The 16,164-nt window shown below is 57.3% G+C and carries 18 protein-coding genes and 2 tRNA genes; 2 read left to right on the forward strand and 18 right to left on the reverse strand.

Going from position 1 to position 16,164, the window contains the following annotated elements:
- Window positions 1-797: 797 nt before the first annotated feature.
- The 4 genes from CZ345_RS01425 to hflK form a co-directional block, all read right to left on the reverse strand.
- Window positions 798-1,376 carry a flavin reductase family protein gene (locus tag CZ345_RS01425; protein WP_077071427.1) on the reverse strand — a complete coding sequence of 193 codons (579 nt, stop codon included), beginning with the start codon at window positions 1,374-1,376 and terminating at the stop codon, window positions 798-800.
- A 289-nt stretch (window positions 1,377-1,665) separates the two neighbouring features.
- Window positions 1,666-2,346, reverse strand: coding sequence for a helix-turn-helix domain-containing protein (locus CZ345_RS01430; RefSeq protein WP_144277201.1), 681 nt, complete (start codon window positions 2,344-2,346; stop codon window positions 1,666-1,668).
- Between the two features lie 12 nt (window positions 2,347-2,358).
- The gene (gene hflC / locus CZ345_RS01435) at window positions 2,359-3,210 is read right to left on the reverse strand and encodes a protease modulator HflC (RefSeq protein ID WP_077071429.1); all 852 of its coding nucleotides are present in this window, start codon (window positions 3,208-3,210) and stop codon (window positions 2,359-2,361) included.
- A complete protein-coding gene (gene hflK / locus CZ345_RS01440; protein WP_077071430.1) occupies window positions 3,210-4,379 on the reverse strand; it encodes an FtsH protease activity modulator HflK in 1,170 nt (389 codons plus the stop codon). Before hflK ends, hflC begins: the two co-directional genes overlap by 1 nt.
- A gap of 168 nt (window positions 4,380-4,547) precedes the next feature.
- Here hflK and CZ345_RS01445 point away from each other — a divergent pair.
- Window positions 4,548-4,624 (forward strand) — tRNA-Arg (locus tag CZ345_RS01445).
- A gap of 117 nt (window positions 4,625-4,741) precedes the next feature.
- A tRNA-Arg gene (locus CZ345_RS01450) sits at window positions 4,742-4,818 on the forward strand.
- A gap of 951 nt (window positions 4,819-5,769) precedes the next feature.
- Here the strand turns inward: CZ345_RS01450 and CZ345_RS01460 are convergent.
- The 14 genes from CZ345_RS01460 to rplF form a co-directional block, all read right to left on the reverse strand.
- Complete coding sequence (locus CZ345_RS01460; RefSeq protein WP_077071432.1) at window positions 5,770-7,476, reverse strand: glucoamylase family protein; 1,707 nt, start codon at window positions 7,474-7,476, stop codon at window positions 5,770-5,772.
- Between the two features lie 1,250 nt (window positions 7,477-8,726).
- A complete protein-coding gene (gene rplQ / locus CZ345_RS01465) occupies window positions 8,727-9,116 on the reverse strand; it encodes a 50S ribosomal protein L17 (RefSeq protein WP_077071433.1) in 390 nt (129 codons plus the stop codon).
- Window positions 9,106-10,149, reverse strand: coding sequence for a DNA-directed RNA polymerase subunit alpha (locus tag CZ345_RS01470; protein ID WP_077071434.1), 1,044 nt, complete (start codon window positions 10,147-10,149; stop codon window positions 9,106-9,108). Before CZ345_RS01470 ends, rplQ begins: the two co-directional genes overlap by 11 nt.
- Before the next feature lie 12 nt (window positions 10,150-10,161).
- Window positions 10,162-10,788 carry a 30S ribosomal protein S4 gene (gene rpsD, locus CZ345_RS01475; RefSeq protein ID WP_077071435.1) on the reverse strand — a complete coding sequence of 209 codons (627 nt, stop codon included), beginning with the start codon at window positions 10,786-10,788 and terminating at the stop codon, window positions 10,162-10,164.
- 26 nt (window positions 10,789-10,814) lie between these two features.
- Window positions 10,815-11,204: a 30S ribosomal protein S11 gene (gene rpsK, locus CZ345_RS01480; protein ID WP_077071436.1), complete on the reverse strand. Its 390-nt coding sequence runs from the start codon at window positions 11,202-11,204 to the stop codon at window positions 10,815-10,817.
- 65 nt (window positions 11,205-11,269) lie between these two features.
- Window positions 11,270-11,638 (reverse strand): 30S ribosomal protein S13, encoded by a 369-nt coding sequence (rpsM, locus tag CZ345_RS01485; RefSeq protein WP_077071437.1) that lies wholly within the window; start codon window positions 11,636-11,638, stop codon window positions 11,270-11,272.
- Between the two features lie 18 nt (window positions 11,639-11,656).
- Entirely contained in the window at window positions 11,657-11,770 is a 114-nt protein-coding gene (gene rpmJ, locus CZ345_RS01490; RefSeq protein WP_005027799.1) for a 50S ribosomal protein L36, read from the reverse strand.
- A 117-nt stretch (window positions 11,771-11,887) separates the two neighbouring features.
- Window positions 11,888-12,688: a type I methionyl aminopeptidase gene (map, locus tag CZ345_RS01495; protein ID WP_077071438.1), complete on the reverse strand. Its 801-nt coding sequence runs from the start codon at window positions 12,686-12,688 to the stop codon at window positions 11,888-11,890.
- A 2-nt stretch (window positions 12,689-12,690) separates the two neighbouring features.
- Window positions 12,691-13,971 (reverse strand): preprotein translocase subunit SecY, encoded by a 1,281-nt coding sequence (gene secY, locus CZ345_RS01500; protein WP_077071608.1) that lies wholly within the window; start codon window positions 13,969-13,971, stop codon window positions 12,691-12,693.
- A 24-nt stretch (window positions 13,972-13,995) separates the two neighbouring features.
- Window positions 13,996-14,502 carry a 50S ribosomal protein L15 gene (gene rplO, locus CZ345_RS01505; protein ID WP_077071439.1) on the reverse strand — a complete coding sequence of 169 codons (507 nt, stop codon included), beginning with the start codon at window positions 14,500-14,502 and terminating at the stop codon, window positions 13,996-13,998.
- On the reverse strand, window positions 14,502-14,678 hold the full coding sequence (gene rpmD, locus CZ345_RS01510; protein ID WP_077071440.1) for a 50S ribosomal protein L30: 177 nt from the start codon (window positions 14,676-14,678) through the stop codon (window positions 14,502-14,504). The genes rplO and rpmD overlap by 1 nt, the downstream gene beginning before the upstream one ends.
- A 19-nt stretch (window positions 14,679-14,697) precedes the next feature.
- A complete protein-coding gene (rpsE, locus tag CZ345_RS01515; RefSeq protein WP_077071441.1) occupies window positions 14,698-15,204 on the reverse strand; it encodes a 30S ribosomal protein S5 in 507 nt (168 codons plus the stop codon).
- A 32-nt stretch (window positions 15,205-15,236) separates the two neighbouring features.
- Window positions 15,237-15,596 carry a 50S ribosomal protein L18 gene (rplR, locus tag CZ345_RS01520; RefSeq protein ID WP_077071442.1) on the reverse strand — a complete coding sequence of 120 codons (360 nt, stop codon included), beginning with the start codon at window positions 15,594-15,596 and terminating at the stop codon, window positions 15,237-15,239.
- 11 nt (window positions 15,597-15,607) lie between these two features.
- Window positions 15,608-16,150 carry a 50S ribosomal protein L6 gene (gene rplF / locus CZ345_RS01525; protein ID WP_077071443.1) on the reverse strand — a complete coding sequence of 181 codons (543 nt, stop codon included), beginning with the start codon at window positions 16,148-16,150 and terminating at the stop codon, window positions 15,608-15,610.
- Between the last annotated feature and the right edge of the window lie 14 nt (window positions 16,151-16,164).

Consider the following 16,164-nt stretch of genomic DNA (forward strand, 5'->3'; position numbering starts at 1 on the left):
TCAATCTGAGCCAGAATCAAACTCTCCAGTTGAAAAGTATTTGATTCAGAGAACCAAAGTTCTCAAATCGAACTCAAAGCTCTATTTCCCAACTCGCTCTTCACTTGTCAAAGAACCGTGCCGCTCACTCGCGGCGGTGTTGCTTTATGCAACTTTTCGTTTCCGCTGTCAACAACTTTTTTCAAAGTTTTTTCAGCGAAGCGCCTTCGGCGTGAGCTCGTTTGAGCCGCTGTGCCTCAGCGCGTTTTCGAGTTATGCCCGTTTCACCCCGTTCTGTCAAACACTTTTTTCGAATTTTTCGGGAAATTTTTCGCTGATTCTTCGTATCCTGCCGATAAAACTTGCCATAGGGAAAAAAATTCTTCGTTTTTCCTCTTCCGAAGGACCGCCTTTTTCCCCGGAAAACAGAAAAACAGCCTCATCCCTCCCTTCTGAGCTCTGCCTCCAAGCTGAAGAACTCTTACCGGTGAGCCATGCACACGCAGAACCTTCGCGGCTTCTCGAAACAGTCCTCCCGGACAACGCCCTTCATGATGAAACGGCTGCGCGCCCCTTCCGTAAAAGAATTATCTTCCTCTCAGAAGAGTCCCCCATGCTCTTCCTTATGCGCGGTCTCTCAAAAAGCCTGTTCGTCTCCGGGCAACCGCCTTCCCGACAACCATTCACGCGGACCGGAAATTTTCCGATACCGTTTTCATCCAGACGGCCAGAAGGCCGTCCTTTTCCGGTACGACTCTTAAAAACAGAGGGAGAACTGCCGGCAGCTCTCCTTCTCACCGGAACGACTCCGGTATTTCTCATATATTCCGCTTTACCGTTTTCCCCACGGCGAAGGCACGCGCCACGAATTCTCCGACAGCGTAATATTCCTTGGTCAACGGGGCGAAGGAAAGCGCGTCGATACGGGCAGGGTCGGGCAGGCCTTCCGGGGTAAGACAGTTTCTGTTGACCTTCACGTCCATGATTTCTCCCACGAACTGGATGTGGGAGCCGAGTTCCAGGGAGTGGCGGAGCAGAAGTTCCAGCACCACGGGGCATTCCGCCACAAAAGGCGCATCGACATGCTCCCCTGCACGCGGTGTGAGGCCGAGAGTCTTAAACTTTTCTTCCTGCCTGCCGGAAACCAGGCCTGCAAAGTCCGCCTGTCCCACCATATTTCTGCTGGGAATGCTTACGGTAAAGGCCTGCTTCTGCTGGAGAGAACGACAGGTCCAGGAGGAACGCCGAAGAGATACGGACAGACACGGGGGCTGAGAACAACACAGTCCGCCCCAGGCAGCCGTCATGATGTTAGGCTGCCCTGCCTCGTCATACGTCCCCACAAGAAGCACGGGAGCGGGAGAAAGAAAAGCCTGAGGGCCAAGAGAAATGAACATGTTCGCCTCAAATCACGCTATGTTTCCATGAAAAGCGAAGACTCGAAACCGGAATCGGACCAAGCGGAGCGCTCCGCCGCCGTGTTGCTTCCGGTAAAAACACGCCTCCGACTTCAAAAAATCCGTCCGCCGGACAATCCGAAAGCCTGTGCCCTTCCCTCATACACAGCAGACACCATGCGAACGATGCGGCTCCGCAGCCTCAACCGGGAGGACAGGAAAGAAACGCCCTGCTTCCGGCCCGGAACCGCATACATCGGATGCCGCCGCAGCATTTCTGAAAGATATCCTACAGGGGCTGAAAGGCCCAGACGGCCTTTCCGTAATAACGCGAAGACCATTCGGCGGCTGCGACAGATATATCCGCTTCCAGATCCCTGCGTTCCGCCCTGAGTTCATAGCCCTCCGGCGTCATGAAAACGCGGCGGAACTGGAGTCCGCTGCCTCCCAGTACGGCGACCACATCCCCCTCTTCCACATCCGCACCCGGCATCACGGCCACAAGCGCGCCCTTATTGAGGGCGGGGGCCATGCAGCGTTCCAGCAGACGGAATACCTGCAGGCCCTCCCGAATGACTTCCTGGGGAAAAATCTGCGTGCCCGCTTCGGGGAAAGATCCGTCGCGCTGCCGAACCGTACTGAAAATGGACAGTTCTCCCGGGCGCACGGTTTCCAGAAGCGGGGGCGGCGGTTCATGCAGCCCCGCCTCGGAAAGCTCTTCCTGTTGCTTCATTTCCGCGCTCATGTACACGGGCGGCTCTCCGAAGCGCAGCCAGTCCATGCGTACATTGAAAAGATCGCAGATATATACACACCACGGCAGGGGAATCGCTCCTCGTCTCTTGGCTTCCGATATGCTCCCCTGTTGCAGGTTGAGCAGATCCGCCAGTTCGGCCTGTGTACGCCGCTGGGAAACGAAAAGCATCCTGGCATAGACAGGTTCAAATTGATCGATATCCGGCCGTTCCATGCACGTCCCCGCCTACTTGATAGGCTGAAGCAGGGGGCTGTCCGGTGTGAGTACCATGCGGGTATTTTCTCCCAGCGACTTGCGTAACGCTTCCAGGCCACGCTGGAAGGAGAAAAATTCCGGTGAACGGGAAAAAGCCTCGGCATAAATGCGCGCAGCCTCGGCATCGCCTTCGCCGCGAAGAACCTGAGCCTGCTTTCCGGCCTCGGCCAGAATAAGGGCCCGTTCCTTTTCCGCAGCGGAACGGATCTTGGTGGCTTCTTCGGAACCTTCGGAACGGTACTGCGTGGCCTGCCGTTCGCGTTCGGCGCGCATACGGTCGAAAATGGCACGCTGGTTTTCGGCGGGCAGGTCGGTGCGCTTGATGCGCACGTCCACAATGCTGATGCCGAATTCCTTCATCTGCTGCGACGCCTTTTCCGTCACCGATTCCATAATGGAGTTTCTTTCATCCGCCACCACCTCGGTCAGCGTATGGCGACCTATATGGGCGCGTATCTGCGAATAGATGACGGCATCCAGACGGGCCTGCGCATTCGCTTCCGTACGCATGGTGCGGTAGAACCGCAGAGGGTCTTCGATTTTCCAGCGTGCGTAATTGTCGAGCACGATGGTTTTGAGATCGCTCGTCAGCGCTTCGGCGGGGCGGGCATCGTAATCGAGAATACGGGCTTCAAAATACACCACATTCTGAACGAACGGCAGTTTGGCATGAAGACCCGGTCCATATACCTTGTCCAGAGGATGGCCCAACTGTATGACCAGCGCCTGCTGCGTCTGATTCACAATGAAAAGCGTCTGCTGCGCGAGCAGCGCCAGAATCAGCAGCGCCGGGATCAGAAGTACGGATTTCAAACCCTTCATCAGCGCTTTTCCTCCTTGGCGCCGTCCTGCCTTTTCCAGGCATCCAGCGGAAGCAGGGGGAGCACGTTGGAACCGGCATCGGAGGGAAGCACCAGCTTTTCCATGCCCGGCTTGCTCAAGATATCTTCAAACGCTTCATACATCATACGTTTTCTGGTCACATCCTCGGCTTTTTCATACTCGGCAAGCACGGAAAGGAAACGCTGCGCCTCGCCTTCGGCCTCGCGCACACGCGTTTCCCGATAGGCTTCGGCCTTGTTCACCATTTCCGAAGCCTGGCCCTGCGCCTTGGGAAGAATGTCGCGCCGGTAGGCCTCGGCCTCGTTGATGCTGCGCTGCTTGTCTTCGCGGGCACTGGCAACATCTTTAAACGCGTCGCGCACTTCCTGCGGGGGCTGCACGTCCTGCATCTGCACGGCAACCACCTGGACGCCCACCTGGTAGCGGTCCAGAATGCTCTGAAGCAGCTCCGCCACATCGTTCTGTATCTTCACACGGCCGTCCGTGAGAGCAGAATCCAGCGTATTCTTGCCGATGACTTCGCGCATGGAGGCTTCCGCCGCACGCTTGACCACCTGATCGGGCCGGATGACGTTGAACAGGTAGTCCACCGCGCCGTCAGGCTTGATCTGATACTGAATATTGAACTGTACGTTGATGATGTTCTCATCCCCCGTGAGCATGGAGGATTCCTCATCCACGGCCTGCACGCGCCCCTGCTGAAACACACCGCCCACGGACTGGGCTCGATATCCCACCGCCGTCTGGCGCACCTGCGAAACCTTGGGCTTGAACACCTGCTCGATGGGATACGGCAGATGAATATGGGGGCCGGGAGCTTCCGTACGCACATAACGGCCGAAACGGAGCACCACACCGGCCTCATCGGGCTGCACGATATAAATGCCGGAAAGCGCCCAGACAAGCAACGCGCCGCCGATCCACCAGTGCACCCCCGGCACACCCTCTATCTTCGGGAGCTTAGGCCATGAGAAAGAAGGACGATTCGGCCCGGAAGGCCCGCCTCTTCGCTTCTGCTGATCATCATTGTCCTGGGGATCGTCGCGATCATCGTCGCGCCTGCCCCAGTTGCCCTTGCCGGCGGAACCCCAGCCCTGTTTCTGCTGTTGTTGCCGCTTTTCCTGTAATTTATCCCAGTCCCAGTTCATAGTAGGAGTAAAGTAGGACACGTTCTTTTTATGGTCAAGGCGGAACTGCACGCCACGGCTCCATCCTGACGGAAAAGACCGTCCTCTCCCACCCGAACAATCTTTTTAAAAAAACAGAAAAAAATGCTTGACGACCCGACCCGTTTTCCCTATGTTTGCCGTTGTCGGGCGCTCGTAGCTCAGCTGGATAGAGCAACAGGCTACGAACCTGTAGGTCGGGAGTTCGAATCTCTCCGGGCGCACCATTTCGAGAGCAAAGGCTTATGAGCAATCATAAGCCTTTTTTCTTATCCGTTCCGCAAAAAAAGTAAAAAAAACGCTTGACGTTTTCACGAAGGACGACTAATGTCCTTTTTCACCAAGCGCTCGTAGCTCAGCTGGATAGAGCAACAGGCTACGAACCTGTAGGTCGGGAGTTCGAATCCCTCCGGGCGCACCATTTGAGAGTAAAGGCTTATGAGCAATCATAAGCCTTTTTTCTTATCCGTTCTTCTCCGCCCCGGTCACGGGTATTCTGCACGATAATCCCGGGTTCCGGCCGCCCGGTCTGCGTACCTCCGCCCGGCCCAAAAACGGAAGCCTTTCCCGAATCCGGTTTCCGACGACGTCCTTGCCGCCACGGCATGAACGACTGCGCACATCATCCACCACAGGATGTTCTTTCCCTCCGACTTCTTCCACAGCCGTCCCAGCCTCCGAAAGCTTTCCCGTTCACACTGTACATGTACTGAACGAAGCGCGAAAGAGTCCCCTCCCATGCTTCTGCGCACCTGCGGGCACAGGCAGGCATACGGCGGCTCTTCCAGCCGACCTGCGGTTGCAATGGCGAGACGGAAGTCCCCCTGCCCTTCTTCCAGCGCCGTAAATAATCTCCGGCTGGCGCCGAGGCTCTTCCGTGCCGAAGATCGAAAAAAGAAGAGGCTGTGCATCCACCGCCGTCCTGCCCCCTCTGCCGGGCAGGGGTTGCCCGAAAACGTATAGTTATGAGAATGTGATGACACTCCTTTGGGTTTGCTGAAAATGAGGTGCGGCCTGACAAGGACGCCTGAGCAAATCAGAAAGGAGCAACGGGTGACGCAAAAAAGCCGGCTCATACGATAGCCCGGTAAACGGACTTTCACATATCACAGACATGAGGTTTGGCGTCGCGGTTGCCATGCCGATACGGCAGGATAACCGGCTACATGGGACATCCGTCAGCCGCGAGCAGCCCCGGAGGCAGTCGGCATTCCGTATGCCGAAAAGCGCTTACGGGGCTCCGGCGGCAGAAATGACGCTCTCGGATCGTCCATGCGCCTGCCAGGCGCATCTGATAAGATCCCTTAAAGCACACAAGAGGCCCCCCGGCATAGCCGGTGGGGCCTCTGTTTTGCAAACGGTAAAAGAGAAATCAGTTCAGACGGATGGGCAGCCCCGCCGTCAGATCACCAATATGCATGGTAAGCTGCAACGTCTCTCCGTTCTTCGGCATGAACTGAGGAAATTCCAGCAGGTTGTCGCCCTTGCGGCCTTCACGGGTGTACTGGCTGAGCACCTTTCCCGAAGCATCGGCAATGGTGAAGAACACGATGCAGTCCTTTTCGCAGCTGTAGGGCAGGGTATAAAGTCCCGTATCGGGATGACGGCGCAGGTCCAGAGCATCCAGTTCATAACCGGCTTCCGTCTTCTTCAACGGAACGACCACATGCGGGAAACCGTTGGTGGCGGGCAGCGGCTGCACTCCCATACGCTCCAGACCTTCCTTGACCTCGGGCACATTCATGAACAGAGACCACAAAAGCCCGCTGCGATAGTTTTCCACCATGCTCACGATGGGGAGCTGGTCAATGGCCAGGTAGCTGTTGTCGAACCAGTCATCCTTAAGGCTGAACGCGTCGTACGGACCGTAGGGGCCCCACATCTTGTCCTTATAGTTGTCCTGAATGTTCCAGAGTACGCGCATGGAATATTCAGGAGTATAGGGCATGGAAGAAAGGGCCGCCGTGGGAGCCACGGTACCCACCTCGTTGTAGGCGGACTGATAGCGGTAGCCGCCCTTGATATCGCAAGCCGTCAGCCCCCAGAATCCTTCACTGAACTGATGTTCGGCAGGCGCGGACTCCAGAGCATAGGCACGGTTCATAAGCGTATGGGTGATGTTGCGGACCATATAGCCGCGCCGCACATGACTGTCGGCCATACGCCTCGGATCCAGCCCTATGAAGGAGTAATGAGATAGGAACATGCAGCCGCCGTAGGCGTTGGCGGCTTCGATGGTGTAGCCGTTGCCGGTTTTGGGCTGGTATTCTTCGGTGGAATACCAGTACTGTGCGGCTTCACGGGAAATGGGATGCGTGGGGGACCCCAGAGCCAGCACATAGGCCACCATGGCCTCGTTGAACCCGGAAATCTTCATGCCCATGCCGAACTCATGCTGCGGGCTCCAGTGCCAGAACAGTCCGTTGTTCTCGGAACGGGTGAACCAGTGCCAGTCCACATCGTGCCACAGTTCCGTAATGCAGGCACGCAGTTCCTTTTCCAGTTCCGTATCGGCGGAAAAATACGCGCGGGCAATAAGCAGCCCCTGCATCATGAAGGCCGTTTCCACAAGGTCGGCCCCGTTGTCCTGCTCACCGAAGGAAATGGTCTTGCCGGTACGTCCGTCGAGCCAGTGGGGGAAGGCGCCGTGCAGATTCTTGCGGTCCGTCTTGTCCCGCAGGAAGGTGGCCATGGTGAGAATACGCTTTGCTGCGTCCTCGCGGCTTATCCAGCCCCTTTCGGCAGCCACCACGATGGCGGCCACGCCGAAGCCGGAACCGCCGATGGTGGCCTGGCCGCTGTCCTTGTTGCGGCTGTCTTCATAGGCAAGACCGGATTCGGGGAACGTATGTTCCCACATGTAGCGGAAGGCGTCGAATTGCAGCCTGTCCAAGAGGAATCTGTCCTTGCGGAACGCATCGTCGGGCTGAAAAGTCTTCAGCGTCGCCGTCTGCTGCTGTTCCACCGCAGGTTCCGCAGGGGTTGCTGCCTTCTTCTCATCCTGCGCGGCGGAAGCGTTGCCGGAAAGAAGGAAGAAAATTCCCGCCACGACCAGAAAAACAAAATTTTTCAGTTTCATAACCATCCACCGAGGTTAAGTGCATCACTTCCTGAAACAGTACCGTCAACGGCACATACCGGAAGTCTGCGGGGAATTCTCCCCGCCGATATACCTATCCGCAATTTTTCCGCCGTGCAAGCGGGAGTTCCCTGCCCCCCGTGCTGCGGGTTTCCTCGGCATGATTCCCCACTCCGATCCCACTCCGTCTCTACAGGTCGTTGCCCCTTCCATGGTGCTGCACAAGGCTTCACCGCGCAGCCCCTCCCAACTGCCCGAAAAACGCTTCTCCGCTGCGCTTTCTGCTGAAGAGGGATACGTTCTTTCACGCTCCCGGTATGTACACCATGCACACCGTCATGGGTTGAAGCATAGCCTGCTTATCAGGACGCTTTCCCTGCTTCGGCCTGAGCGGATCGATATGTTCTTTGCTCGTTTATCTGCGGAACCTGCTTCCCCTCATGCAATACGCTTTTTCTGCCTGCAACGCCCGTTCGGCAAAGGCAAAGGAACATCCCTGATTCATATGTGCTGCATCCGAGAAAAACATTGCACGTTTTCCTGGACAGGACAGACAGTTCTCTCAGGGAATATCGGGCATGTTTTCCTGTAGATGATAGGGACCCGCCGAAGATGGCAATACCGACAAGCAACTCTTCAGAACAGACGGACATGCGGGCAGGAGCTGCATCTCCAGGGAATATACGCACGCGCTTCTGCAAAAACAGTCCTTCCAAGACAGGGAAGAGACGAAGCATGGCACCGGACTTTCCCTGTTCCCCAGACAGTCCTGAGACCCGACTCCCGGTACTCCGCAGCGCTTTCGCCCTGTTTCTCCCATCTCTTTTTCCCCGGATGAAAAGCGGTGAAAGAGACGCCCCCGGCGGCTTTTCCAGAAAGGGACTTCGGAACTCCCTTGTCGCGTATCGGAACATCTGCCGGGCGAGCGGAGTTGCACTTCCCGGCGAGATCAGCCGGGCAGTGCTGCCGCCATCCGCGATCCGGCAGCGACGTTTTCGCGCAGAAACAACACTGCCTTTCCGCCTTCCTCTCTCCAAACAGAAGGGCAGAGCAGCACAGAAAGAGCCTCAAGATATCCGTTCCCCATTCTGCCGTATAAAAAAACACCGTGAACGCCGCCGAAACCGGAAATTCCGTATGCTTTCAAGGTGCCTGTTCTGCCGCGGCCGCAGCCCGGACGTGCCGGAACACGATTAAAAGAAAAAGGGAGTCACAAGGTGACTCCCTCCATCCGCTCTATCTAAAGCAGCTTACGCCTGAGCTTCGGCGGGCGCTTCAGCAGCCTGCCGGGTCAGTTCGATGATGGCCATCGGGGCGCAGTCGCCGGGACGGGGCATCGCAAGCTTCACCACGCGGGTGAATCCGCCGGGGACGCCGGCGAAACGGGGAGCGATTTCGTCAAACAGCTTCTGCACGAGCTGATGGCTGCCAAGCTCACGATAAGCCTGACGACGGGCGGCCACGTCGTTGCGACGGGCCAAGGTGATGAGGGATTCGACCACGCCGCGCAGCTCCTTGGCCTTGACCTCGGTGGTACGAATCCGGCCGTGCGTGAGCAGGGCCTTGGACATATTGCGGAGCAGAGCCTTGCGATGAGAAGGATTTCTGCTCAGTTTCTTACCAGAGTTGCTATGCCTCATGGTGCTGCTTCCTCTTCCATTCCTGGTATTTCTTATCGAAAGATTCGACCTTCATGCCGAAATCAAGCCCCATGTCCACAAGCACGTTCTTGATTTCGTCCAAGGACTTCTTGCCGAAGTTCTTGGTCTTGAGCATTTCATTTTCGGAGCGCTGCACCAGTTCGCCCACCAGCGCGATATTCGCGCTGCGCAGGCAGTTGGTAGCGCGCACGGAAAGCTCAAGATCGTCGATGCTTTTGAAGAGATTCTCGTTGAATTCCCCGTTGTCGCAGGCGCCGAGACCGCTTTCGTCAGAAATGTGTTCGTCGAAGTTGATGAACACGGAAATCTGATCCTTGATGATCTTCGCGCTGTAGGCAATGGCGTCTTCAGGGGTCACGGAACCGTCCGTCCAGACTTCGAGGATCAACTTGTCGTAGTTGGTCATCTGGCCTACGCGGGCGGCTTCGATGGTATAGGCGACCTTGCGCACGGGAGAGAAGCTGGAATCGAGCTTGATGATGCCGATTTCATCGGTGAGGCCTTCGTGCATGTCGGCGGGGACGTAGCCCTTGCCCATGCGGACCTCGAATTCAAGGTTGAATTCCACATCTTCCGTGAGCGTGGCGATATGCAGCTCGGGATTCAGCACGGAAACGTGCTGATTGCCCTGGATGTCGCCGGCGGTCACTTCACCCTTCTTGTTGACGTTGAGGGTGATCGTCTGAGGAACGTCTGTATCCATCGCAAGGCGCACCTGCTTGATGTTCAGGATGATGTCCGTCACATCTTCAAGCACGCCGGGGATGGTAGTGAACTCATGCTGTACGCCCGCAATTTTGACGGACACAAACGCTGCGCCCTGAAGGGATGCCAAAAGCACTCTGCGCAACGCGTTGCCGATGGTGGTGCCATAGCCGCGTTCCAGAGGTTCGCACACGAACTTGCCGTACATGGTATCGGCAGGGTCGTTCTCGCGGACGATCTGTTCGGGCTTGACGAGCACCGCCCAGTTGCGGGCGTTGATGAGCCTGTTGGCTTGTTTGCTGAGCATGGGGGTTCCTGCTTATTTCGAGTAAAGTTCGACGATAAGGGATTCTTCGATGGGAGTCTGGATATCGTCGCGCTGGGGAAGGGCCTTGATCACGCCCTTGAAGGACGCACCGTCAACTTCCACCCAGGCAGGGCAGCCGCGACGGGCGATGACGTCCTGAGCGGCGGCGATCACGGGGATGTTGCGGTTCTTTTCAGGCACGGCGATTTCGTCGCCCACGCGGACCTGGAGGGACGGAATGGTCACCTTGTGGCCGTTGAGGGTGAAGATACCGTGGCGGACGAGCTGGCGGGCCTGGCTGCGGGAGTTGGCGAAGCCCATGCGGTACACGACGTTGTCGAGACGGCGTTCGAGAATGGTCAGCAGGTTGGCGCCGGTGACGCCCTTGGCCATTTCGGCATCTTCAAAGTAGCCGTGGAACTGCTTTTCCAGCACGCCGTAGATGCGGCGGACCTTCATCTTTTCACGAAGCTGCAGAGCGTATTCGCTGAGCTTCTTGCGGGCACGGCCATGCTGGCCGGGAGCATAGGGGCGGCGTTCCTGAGCGCATTTGTCAGTGAAGCAGCGGTCGCCCTTCAGAAACAGCTTGGTGCCTTCACGACGGCAGAGCCGGCATTTGGCGTCATTATATTTTGCCAAGGCTAGTTCTCCTTGCCTTCAATGCGTTAGACGCGGCGCCGCTTGGGAGGACGGCAACCGTTGTGGGGAATGGGCGTGACATCACGGATGAACGCAACCTTGAAACCGGCGGCGTTGATAGCGCGCAGGGCGGATTCACGGCCGGCGCCCGGACCCTTCACATACACGCCAACAGTCCGCATGCCGTTTTCCTGGGCACGACGGGCGGCATTTTCAGCAGCGACCTGAGCAGCGAAGGGAGTGGACTTGCGGGATCCCTTGAAGCCGCTCTGACCGGCGGAAGACCAGCTCACGGTATTGCCGCGAGTGTCGGTGAAGGTAACAATAGTATTATTGAAAGAAGCCGCGATATGGGCCACGCCCAGCGGAATATTCTTCTTTTCCTTCTTTTTGACTGCACGTTTGGCTCTTGCCATCTTGCACTTCCTTGGAGCTATGGTGTCTCGATCAGCCGAAGTATGGCTGCATCAGATACAGCTTCCTACTTCTTTTTACCCACATTGCCACGACGCGGACCCTTGCGGGTACGAGCGTTCGTGTGAGTACGCTGACCATGGACGGGCAGACCACGGCGGTGCCGCAGGCCACGGTAGCAGCCGATATCCATCAGACGCTTGATATTCGAAGCCACTTCACGGCGGAGGTCGCCTTCCACCTTGTGGTTCGTTTCGATTTCCTTACGGACTTCGTTCACTTCATCGGCGCTCAGATCGTCGATGCTGCGGTTCCAGTCGACGCCGGAAGCAGCAAGGATCTCAAGGGCAGTAGCCCGGCCGATGCCATAAATATAGGTAAGTGCGATATCCGCTCTTTTACCACGGGGCAGTTCAATGCCTGCAATTCTGGCCACGTTAAGACTCCTGCAAGGTTAGCCCTGGCGCTGTTTATGCCGGGGGTTTTCGCAGATCACTCTCAAAACACCCTTGCGCCGGATAACCTTGCACTTAGGGCAGATTTTTTTGACGGACGGCCTGACTTTCATCGCTCACTCCGCTAGTTACTTTTCGATAAACGATTAAGGCGAAAAAAATCGCCTGGAACCGTCTCTCTTATCTTGTTCTCATCACCCTGTCAAGGACAGTGTTTCACGACGCGAAAATCACGGTCTGTAGTTGGACGCGACGCTGAGAATCTCAGCTCCGTCGGGTCGTATGGCTACAGTATGCTCCCAATGGGCGGACAGGCTGCGATCCTTGATCTTCGTCGTCCATCCATCGGCCATGATTTCCACCTCATGGGTGCCGATTGCCAACATGGGCTCAATGGCCAAAACCATACCAGGTTTCAGCGGAACACCGCCCGGAACGCCGTTTTCCATGCCGCCGCGTGGCACGAAGTTCGGTACTTCCGGCTTTTCGTGAAGGCTGGCGCCTATGCCGTGCCCCACGAAATCACGGATGACATGAAGCCCTTCCATTTCGGCATGACGCTGCACCGCCGCCGAAATCGCATAAAGATTGTTGCCGGGACGAGCCTCGGCGATTCCGAGTTCAAGACAGCGCTTCGTCACATCGGAAAGATGCCTGGCCTCTTCCGACACCTCGCCGCAGAACGCGGTGCGGGCGGAGTCCCCATTGAAACCCTTGTAATTCACGCCCATGTCAAAACTGACGATGTCGCCTTCCTTCAAAATGATGTCCTTGGAAGGAAAGCCGTGAATGATGGTCTCGTTGACGGAGCAGCACAGCGCAAAAGGATAGCCGCAGTAGTTGAGGAAGTTGGGCACAACTCCCATGTCGCGGCACATCTTGCGGGCCAGCTCGTCGAAAAATATGGTGGGAACGCCGGGACGCACGTTGGCCACCAGTTCGTCAAGAATGGTCGCCGTCATGCCGTTGGCCACGCGCATGAGTTCGATCTCATGCTCATTCTTGATAAAAATGCCCCGAAACTTTTTCATGCTTATCCCTTTCTGGCTTTGCTCATGAGGCCTTCATACTGCTGGGAGATGAGGTGGGATTCCACCTGGCTCATGAAGTCGATGGCCACGCCGACGAGGATCAGGAGGCTGGTCCCGCCGAAGTAGAAAGGCACATTGAACTGAGCGATCAGCAGCATGGGCAGCACGGAGATGATGGAAATGTAGATGCCGCCCCACAAGGTAAGACGAGTAAGCACGTTGTCGATGTATTCACGGGTCTTGTCGCCGGGACGGATGCCCGGAACGAAGCCGCCCGCCTTCTTCAGGTTCTCCGCGATATCCTTGGGATCAAAGATGATGGCGGTATAGAAGAAGCAGAAGAAGAAGATCAGCGCCACGAAGATGATGTTGTACACGATGGACGTGGGCTGGAACCACGACACCACTCTCTGCAGCCACTCGGCGGTGGAGAAGCCCGCCACCGTCGCCGGGAAGAGCAGAAGGCTCTGGGCGAAGATGGGAGGAATAACACCGGCGGTGTTGATGCGGAGAGGCAGATGCGTGGTCTGACCGCCGTACATCTTCCGGCCGATCTGACGCTTGGCATACTGGATGGGTATCCTGCGCTGGGCGCGTTCGACAAAAACGATGCCCACGGTGACTGCCAGCATCATTATAAGGATAAAGATGGCAAAGAGCACATTCATGTCGCCGGCCTTGATCAGCTGATAGGAGCGCATGAGCGCGCTCGGAATGCCGACCACGATACCGGAGAAGATGATGAGCGAAATGCCGTTCCCTATGCCTTTGGCGGTTATCTGCTCGCCAAGCCACATGATGAGGATGGTACCAGCCGTCAGGGTGACGATGGTCACCAGACGGAATTCCCAGCCGGGATTCATGACGACGGGAGCGTTCTCAGGGCTGACCATGCCTTCCAGAAGGGCGGCGATGCCGAAGCCCTGTATAAGGGTGATCGCGACAGTAAGATATCGCGTGTACTGCGTGATCTTGCGCCTGCCGGCCTGCCCTTCTTCCTTGGCCATGCGCTTGATGTCGGGGCTCACCACCTGCAGAAGCTGCAGGATGATGGACGCCGAGATGTAAGGCATGATGCCGAGAGCAAACACGGAGACATTTCTCAGGCCGCCGCCGGAGAACATGTCGAGCAGAGCGAAGACCGAACCCTGCATACTGGCGAAAAAGTGAGACAGCGCGCCGGCATCAATGCCAGGCACAGGGACATGGACCCCCACCCTGTACATGCACAGGATGAAAAGGGTCCATGCCAGCTTTTTACGCAGCTCAGGCATTTGCGCCATTTTGTCCACGCCGTTCGCCACGTCTTATTCCTCGGAGGTAGCGGGTTCTTCGTCGGCGAGAAGTTCCTTCACTTCGCCGCCGGCCGCAAGGATCTTGTCCTTGGCGGACTGGCTGAAGCGGAAGGCTTCGATGCTGACGGGACGGGTCACTTCGCCTTCGCCAAGGATCTTGACGAGAGCGCTCTTGACCAGACCGCGGCTGTAGATGTCTTCCAGGGTGATTTCCTTCTGATCGGGGAAGGCCGCCAGAAGACGATCGAGGTTAATGACTTCGTAGGTCACCTTGAACAGATAGTTCTTGAAGCCACGCTTGGGCAGACGGCGCTGCAGGGGCATCTGGCCGCCTTCGAAGCCGGGGCGGACACCGCCGCCGGAACGGGCGTTCTGGCCCTTGTGGCCCTTGCCGGAAGTGCCGCCGAGGCCGGAACCGGCCTTGCCGGAAGTGCCGCCGAGGCCGGAACCGGCGCCGCGGCCGACGCGCTTGCGGCCCTTGCGTTCTTCAGGGAAAGGATACAGATCGTTAAGTCTCATTATGCAATGACCTCAACCAGGTGGGACACGCTGGCGATCATGCCGCGGGTGGCGGCGTTATCCTTAAGGGTTTTTTCCATCTCACGACGGCGCAGGCCCATGGCGTCCAGAACCTTCTTCTGGGCAGGGGTCGTACCGATGCGGCTTTTGATGAGCTTCACCTTGATTTCAGACATGGTAATCTACCTTATGACCCTACTTGCGGGGGGCTTCCAGTTTCTTACCGCGCACTTCGGACACTTCCTCGGCGCTGCGCAGGGAGCTCAGGCCGGCCACGGCGGCGCGAAGGACGTTGTGCGGGTTGTTGGTGCCGATGGCCTTGGCAAGCACGTCGGTGACGCCGGCGGCTTCCATGACGGCGCGGACGGCGCCGCCGGCGATGATGCCGGTACCACGGGAAGCGGGCTTCAGGAGGACGCGGCCTGCGCCGAAGCGGCCAAGCACTTCATAAGGCAGGGTGCCTTCCACCAGGGGAACCTGAACCATGGACTTGCGGGCGCGTTCGGTAGCCTTGCGCAGGGCTTCAGGCACTTCCTGAGCCTTGCCGAGGCCGTAGCCGACACTGCCCTTGCCGTCGCCAACGACGATGAGGGCGCTGAAGCTGAAACGACGGCCACCCTTCACGACCTTGGCAACACGGTTCAGACTAACGATCTTTTCAATGTAGCCGGAATCCTGCTGCGTTTGCTGCTGCTGTTCCATATCAATCCTGCTCTTGTTGTCCTTGCGGACCACTAGAATTCGAGGCCGCCTTCACGGGCGCCTTCGGCAACAGCCTTCACGCGACCATGATACAGATAGCCGTTACGATCGAAGACAACCTTATGGATGTCCTTCTCCAGGGCCAGGCGGGCAATTTCCTTGCCCACGAGTTCCGCGCCGGCCTTGTTGCAGGAGGCCTTCTCACCGCCCTTGGAAAGAGCGAGGGTGGAAGTGGCCACCAGCGTGTTGCCGGACGCATCATCCACAACCTGGGCGTAGATATGCAGGTTGGAACGGTACACAACCAGACGGGGTCTTTCGACCGTGCCGGAAATCTTCTTCCGGATATGCACCTTGCGGCGCTTCCGGCTTTCATTCTTGGAAAGAATCATGTCCGTTACCCCTATTTGCCCTTGCCGCCGGACTTACCGGCCTTGCGACGGATGATTTCGTTTTCATACTTGATGCCCTTGCCCTTGTAGGGTTCGGGCTCGCGCACACGGCGGATGCGGGCGGCGAACTCGCCCACCAGTTCCTTGTCAATACCGGAAATGGTGAGCTTGGTGCCTTCCGCCTTGGCTTCCAGACCCTTGGGAAGCTCGATCAGCACGGGGTGGGAGTAACCGACGGAAAGGTCAATGATGTTGCCCTTCACGGCCACCTTGAAGCCCACGCCGATGACTTCGAGAGTCTTGGAGAACCCCTTGCTCACACCTTCCACGCAGTTGGCGATGAGGGTACGGCGCAGGCCGTGCTGAGCGTTGCTCTCGCGGGTATCGTCCTTGCGGGTGATGGTGAGGTGACCATCGGCGAGTTCGTAGTTCAGCAGGCTGCAAATCGGAGTCTGCAGGGTCCCTTTGGGGCCTTTCACTTCGACCATATCTTCACCCAACTTAACTTCCACACCCTTGGGAAGCTCGATGGGCTGTTTACCTATTCTCGACATATGTTTTCTACCTT

Source organism: Mailhella massiliensis (assembly GCF_900155525.1).
Taxonomy (GTDB): Bacteria; Desulfobacterota; Desulfovibrionia; order Desulfovibrionales; family Desulfovibrionaceae; genus Mailhella; species Mailhella massiliensis.

Bases quoted from the DNA above. Each gene is read 5' to 3' on its own strand.
- CZ345_RS01425 (WP_077071427.1), bottom strand. From the start codon at position 1,376: ATGTTCATTTCTCTTGGCCCTCAGGCTTTTCTTTCTCCCGCTCCCGTG.
- CZ345_RS01430 (WP_144277201.1), bottom strand. From the start codon at position 2,346: ATGGAACGGCCGGATATCGATCAATTTGAACCTGTCTATGCCAGGATG.
- hflC (WP_077071429.1), bottom strand. From the start codon at position 3,210: ATGAAGGGTTTGAAATCCGTACTTCTGATCCCGGCGCTGCTGATTCTG.
- hflK (WP_077071430.1), bottom strand. From the start codon at position 4,379: ATGAACTGGGACTGGGATAAATTACAGGAAAAGCGGCAACAACAGCAG.
- CZ345_RS01460 (WP_077071432.1), bottom strand. From the start codon at position 7,476: ATGAAACTGAAAAATTTTGTTTTTCTGGTCGTGGCGGGAATTTTCTTC.
- rplQ (WP_077071433.1), bottom strand. From the start codon at position 9,116: ATGAGGCATAGCAACTCTGGTAAGAAACTGAGCAGAAATCCTTCTCAT.
- CZ345_RS01470 (WP_077071434.1), bottom strand. From the start codon at position 10,149: ATGCTCAGCAAACAAGCCAACAGGCTCATCAACGCCCGCAACTGGGCG.
- rpsK (WP_077071436.1), bottom strand. From the start codon at position 11,204: ATGGCAAGAGCCAAACGTGCAGTCAAAAAGAAGGAAAAGAAGAATATT.
- rpmJ (WP_005027799.1), bottom strand. From the start codon at position 11,770: ATGAAAGTCAGGCCGTCCGTCAAAAAAATCTGCCCTAAGTGCAAGGTT.
- map (WP_077071438.1), bottom strand. From the start codon at position 12,688: ATGAAAAAGTTTCGGGGCATTTTTATCAAGAATGAGCATGAGATCGAA.
- secY (WP_077071608.1), bottom strand. From the start codon at position 13,971: ATGGCGCAAATGCCTGAGCTGCGTAAAAAGCTGGCATGGACCCTTTTC.
- rplO (WP_077071439.1), bottom strand. From the start codon at position 14,502: ATGAGACTTAACGATCTGTATCCTTTCCCTGAAGAACGCAAGGGCCGC.
- rpmD (WP_077071440.1), bottom strand. From the start codon at position 14,678: ATGTCTGAAATCAAGGTGAAGCTCATCAAAAGCCGCATCGGTACGACC.
- rpsE (WP_077071441.1), bottom strand. From the start codon at position 15,204: ATGGAACAGCAGCAGCAAACGCAGCAGGATTCCGGCTACATTGAAAAG.
- rplR (WP_077071442.1), bottom strand. From the start codon at position 15,596: ATGATTCTTTCCAAGAATGAAAGCCGGAAGCGCCGCAAGGTGCATATC.
- rplF (WP_077071443.1), bottom strand. From the start codon at position 16,150: ATGTCGAGAATAGGTAAACAGCCCATCGAGCTTCCCAAGGGTGTGGAA.